This window comes from Candidatus Woesearchaeota archaeon (assembly GCA_003694805.1).
Taxonomy (GTDB): domain Archaea; phylum Nanobdellota; class Nanobdellia; order Woesearchaeales; family J110; genus J110.
In genome coordinates this window covers 1-4,599 of the sequence record RFJU01000159.1, presented here as the reverse complement: position 1 = coordinate 4,599, position 4,599 = coordinate 1, and the positions used below count along the sequence as shown (strand labels likewise).

The 4,599-nt window shown below is 51.9% G+C and carries 7 protein-coding genes; 6 read left to right on the top strand and 1 reads right to left on the bottom strand.

All coding sequences use genetic code 11. From position 1 onward, the window contains the following. Window positions 1-325 precede the first annotated feature (325 nt). The 6 genes from D6783_05810 to D6783_05785 all read left to right on the top strand — a co-directional run bounded on the left by D6783_05810 (window position 326) and on the right by D6783_05785 (window position 3,261). Window positions 326-766: a transcriptional repressor gene (locus D6783_05810; GenBank protein RME52121.1), complete on the top strand. Its 441-nt coding sequence runs from the start codon at window positions 326-328 to the stop codon at window positions 764-766. Between the two features lie 61 nt (window positions 767-827). Beyond that, a complete protein-coding gene (locus D6783_05805) occupies window positions 828-1,226 on the top strand; it encodes a (2Fe-2S)-binding protein (protein RME52120.1) in 399 nt (132 codons plus the stop codon). Between the two features lie 133 nt (window positions 1,227-1,359). Beyond that, window positions 1,360-1,926, top strand: a complete 567-nt coding sequence (ahpC, locus tag D6783_05800; protein ID RME52122.1) for a peroxiredoxin — start codon at window positions 1,360-1,362, stop codon at window positions 1,924-1,926. A 126-nt stretch (window positions 1,927-2,052) separates the two neighbouring features. Continuing rightward, entirely contained in the window at window positions 2,053-2,598 is a 546-nt protein-coding gene (locus tag D6783_05795; protein RME52119.1) for a peroxiredoxin, read from the top strand. Window positions 2,599-2,614: 16 nt separating this feature from the next. Next, window positions 2,615-2,977 carry a desulfoferrodoxin gene (locus D6783_05790; GenBank protein ID RME52118.1) on the top strand — a complete coding sequence of 121 codons (363 nt, stop codon included), beginning with the start codon at window positions 2,615-2,617 and terminating at the stop codon, window positions 2,975-2,977. Continuing rightward, the gene (locus D6783_05785; GenBank protein ID RME52117.1) at window positions 2,965-3,261 is read left to right on the top strand and encodes a glutaredoxin; all 297 of its coding nucleotides are present in this window, start codon (window positions 2,965-2,967) and stop codon (window positions 3,259-3,261) included. Before D6783_05790 ends, D6783_05785 begins: the two co-directional genes overlap by 13 nt. Window positions 3,262-3,290: 29 nt before the next feature. On the opposite strand, the gene D6783_05780 is transcribed toward D6783_05785, so the two are convergent. Further along, the gene (locus D6783_05780) at window positions 3,291-4,460 is read right to left on the bottom strand and encodes an RNA-guided pseudouridylation complex pseudouridine synthase subunit Cbf5 (protein ID RME52116.1); all 1,170 of its coding nucleotides are present in this window, start codon (window positions 4,458-4,460) and stop codon (window positions 3,291-3,293) included. Between the last annotated feature and the right edge of the window lie 139 nt (window positions 4,461-4,599).

The window sequence follows — 4,599 nt, the reverse complement described above, 5'->3', positions numbered from 1 at the left end:
TTCTAGTGTGCTCTTTTTTTTGCGGTGGTTGTTCTTTTTGTTTCTCTGCGCCGCGTTTATGTTCGTGTAGATATTTTTTTTTGAACAAGGTGTTGTTGAACGGTGTGTTCTTTTTAAGATTTGCGAATTTGAGTTCTACAAAGCATTGTGCTGCTTTAGCAGATGTTGCTTTCAAAAAAGTTAAAAAGGGTTGCTGGTTTCTTATTGATAAAAATTACTAATTAAGTTAGGTTTAAGTTAAAGGTATATTGGAGTAAAGGTAATTAAAGTAAATATGCGTGCAGGGTTAAAGAAACGTCGATGTGCGTGTCTTTAAGTTTACACCTTGAGGGAAACGCGAAAGAGGAACACTGCCATGGGTGATTCGAGAGAAACAAAACAAAGAAGGGCGGTTCTTACAGCAGTGAAGATGAGCCACAACCACCCTTCCGCTGAAGAAGTACACGCTCTTGTGAGAAAGAAACTTCCTTCCGTCTCGCTCGCTACTGTGTATCGCAACCTTCACGTGCTCGCAAAAAGAGGAGAAATCAAAGAACTAAGAACAGACAGAGAAGCGCGGTTTGACGGCATGACCTCTCCGCATGCACATTTCGTGTGCACCGTGTGCGGACGCGTGAGTGACGTGGCCGAGAAGCGCATAGGGGATGTAGTCGTGCGTGCAGGACGCAAGATGGGTGTGGTGGACTGTGTTGAAATAACGTTTCGTGGGAAGTGCCGCTCATGCTCGCGCAATGCTCGTGCAAGAGTGATGTCAAGCGTGAAGTGACAGGGCAGAAGGGAACAGAGGAGGAACAGGAGGGTGCTGAACGCAGGAGAACCGTGCAGCAATGAAGAAGGCAGGGAATCTCCAGGAATCTCAAAAGAGCATGGGAAAAGAAACAGAAACAAAACAGAAGAACACAATCACGCGCGCCTCGATTGACCATGCACGCGCCAGGGACGCAAGAAGCAAGGAAGGCGTGACCATCACCTTAAACGGCGCATCCGCCTTTGCGCCAAAGGGCACATCGATAATCCCTGCAGCCAAAGAGGTGGGAGTGCTGTTTGGGTGCCACCAGGGCGCGTGTGGCGTGTGCAAAGTGCAGGTAGTGAGCGGGGGCGAATTGCTCTCGCCTAAAGAAGCGTCCGAACGCCGAATGACACACAAAAAAGAGGAGCGCCTCGCATGCCGTTGTGTCGTGCAGGGAAGGGCTGGCGAGGTGGTCCTCAAGAACGTTGAACGGTGAAGAACGAATAATAGTGATGAAGAAAATAAGCAGGGAAAACGTAAGGAAAAAAGAAAGAAAAAGAAAGGAAAAAAAGATGTGCAGTTGCTGGGAGAGGCTTTCGCCGTCTCGCTCTGCACAGGAGGAAAGAACAATGGTAGTAAAAATAAACGAACACGCACCGGAGTTTTCGGCAAAGGCATTCCACAACGACAGCTTTACCACGGTGAACTTGTCCGACTACAAGGGCAAGTGGGTAGTACTCTTCTTCTACCCGGCAGACTTCACCTTTGTGTGCCCAACGGAAATAGGGGACTTGGCCGATCACTACGGCGAACTCAAGAAGCTCAATGCGGAAGTATTGTCTGTCAGTACCGACACGGAGTTCGTGCACAAAGCGTGGTTTGATAATTCAAAGACGATTGCGAAGGTGAAGTTTCCCATGGTTGCTGACCCGACAGGGAAGATTTGCAAAGCGTATGGAACCTACATTGATGAAGAAGGACTGAGCTTGCGCGCGACGTTCATCATCGACCCGGACGGCGTAGTCAAGGCGTATGAGATCCACGATAACAGCATTGGGCGGAACACGAAGGAGCTTTTGAGAAAGCTGCAGGCGGCGCAGTATGTGCGAGAGCACGGCGGCGAGGCGTGCCCTATGAATTGGGAGCCGGGTGAGAAAACACTCAAGCCAGGAATTGAACTGGTAGGGAAGATATAAGCGCGCAGAGAAGAGAAACGAGCAGAAAAGAAGAAGGCTGAAAAGAAAAAAATGGCATTGCGCATTTTACGTGTTTTCTTTTTTTTTTAATTTTTTTAATTGGATTATGATACCTATGATTACTCGATGATGAAGTGGAGGGGTGTGGAACGAGATATGGAACAAGAAAAACCGTTGCAAAGGAGAAGAAGAGCGCCGTCGTTCACGCTGAAGGACAAGTCCGGAAGAAAAATTGCCTTGAAGGATTGCAGGGAGCCGTACGTCGTCTTATTTTTTTATCCAAAAGACAACACGCCCGGCTGCACCATTGAAGCAAAGGAGTTTTCGAAGCTCAAAGCATCATTTTCGCGTGCCGGTGCCAGGGTTCTTGGTGTGAGTGGCGGGGACGAGTCGTCAAAGCAAAAGTTTTGTGCAAGGCACAACATCACCGTCACCTTGCTCTCAGACCCTGATTTTTCCGTTGCTAAAAAGTACGGCGTGTTCGGTCAAAAAAGGTTTATGGGCCGTGAGTACTTTGGTATTGCAAGGACGACGTTCGTCCTCGGTCCCGACCGGAGCATCCTTCACGTTTTCGAAAACGTGAAACCACTCGGGCATGCACGTGAAGTTCTTGCGTGGATACAACAGCACAGGAAAGAAGGTGAAGATAGGCAAGCAAAAAAGCGAAGCTGAAAGGAGGTAGAAACGTATGAAACAAGGAGATGTGTTAAAGGGTTCGGCAGGAGTATTTTCGGTCGTTACGGCTAGCGGCAGCGTACCGGAAGGGTTAACCGCGCTGCCTGAGCGGACTGCTGAGCAGGAGGGAAAGGAAAAACACGTCCCGGTACTTGAGATAGACGGGAACAACGTGGTAGTGAAGGTGGGGAGTGTTCCGCACCCGATGGAAGAGGACCACTACATTGAGCTGATTCAGCTCTTGCAAGGGGATAAAGTGATTGCTGAGCGGCGGCTCTTCCCCGGCGACGAGCCAAAAGCGGTGTTCTTCGTTGAAGACACGACCAATCTTCGCGCAAGGGAGCATTGCAACCTGCACGGGTTGTGGACAACATAAAAAACAACATGAAAAAGGAGGTGGGAAGCATGGAACTTACCTTGTATCAATACCCTTCGTGCCCCTTCTGCGCGAGGGTTCGCACGGTGCTTGAGGCGAAGAACATTCCGTACAAGACTGTCAACGTTGCCAGGAGCCCTGATGACCCGGAGCGGAAGATGGTCATTGAAAAGAGCAAGTGTTCAACAGTTCCGGTACTGCATGCAGTCTTGGACAGCGGTGAGGACGTGTGGATGGGCGAGTCGGGGGACATCATCGCGTTTCTTGAAGAGCGATTTTCCTAGGCGTACAGAAAGGCGGGTCGACGCGGGAGTTATGCGCGGCGTGGTTGCGCGAAGACGTGCTCTGGTTGCGCAGCCCTCGCTGAAGGAGTGGCCGTTGATGCAGGTTGCAATGCGCTACTGTCAAGCGTCATCCTTGCAAGGGCGAGAAGGTCGCCGTTTCGGGTGAGGACGGCGACGAGTTCTCCTTCGCGCAGGCCGCTAGAGAATGCGTACACGTGCTTGGCGGCTATGCTTGCACCGTTAGAGACGCGCTGTATGGCTTCATCGTTGACGACGATGCAGGCGAGGTGGGAAACGGCGGTTTCAGCGGGGTGGATGAGTGCGCGCAAGGGTTCTTCATTACCTTCTTCTTGCCAGGCGACGAAGGCGTCCTTGAGGTCTTGGAGGGTGCATAATGCCGTTGTTTCGTTGAACGGTCCTGCCTTGGTTCGTCTTAATTCGCGCATGTGGGCGCCGGTGCCGATGTGCTGGCCGATGTCGTGGACGAGTTTTCGAATGTACGTGCCGGCTTCGCACCCGACGCGGAAGAGGACGAAGGGCCCGGAGCGTTCAAGAAGGGCGAGGTAGTAGATGGTTCGTTGGCGTTCTCTTCGTCTCACCGCTGACCTGACGGGGGGGAGTTGCGTGATGGTGCCGGTGAAGGCGCTGACGGCGGCTGCGAGTTGCTCGTCGCCGACTTCGCCGTGGAGTTGCATGAGGCAGACGTATTCTTTTCCTGCTTTGAGCAGGGCGTGCAGGGCGCGGGTCCCCTTGCCTAGTCCGACGGGGAGGACGCCGGTTACTTTGGGGTCGAGGGTGCCTGCGTGGCCAACTCGAGAGAGGTGAAGGATGTCTTTGACATAGGATGCGGTTTGGTGGCTGCTCGGTCCGGAAGGTTTGTCAATGACGACGATGCCAAAGGAGAGGAGGTCGTTCATGCTGCGCGTTGATGGGTCGCACAGGGGACGGGCGGCGAATGAGGGCGGGGTGGGAGTTTCGTGTGAGAAGGGCTTATCCGCGACGGGCGTGTCGGCGCTGCTTTGCTTGGCTGCTTGTTGCGCTCTTGCAAGCGTAATGAGTCGTTCTTGGCGGCGTTCGAAGGGAAGGAGGGTGATGACTTCTGGTTGCGCACTGTTGCCTTTTTTTTCTTCTATATCTTGAAGGTGCTGGTTGTCTTTTTTTGCGTTGGCATCGTTTGCGTTGGCATCGTTGGTGTTCATTGCAGTGTTTGGCTCCTTAGTCTTGCGTGTTTCTGTCTCGCATGTGCGGGAGCAGACTGGTTATGGGTTTTCCCTTGTTTTTCAAAGTTTTCTATTTCATGGTGATTTCGTAGTCGTAGTGATTGAATGCACAGGTTCC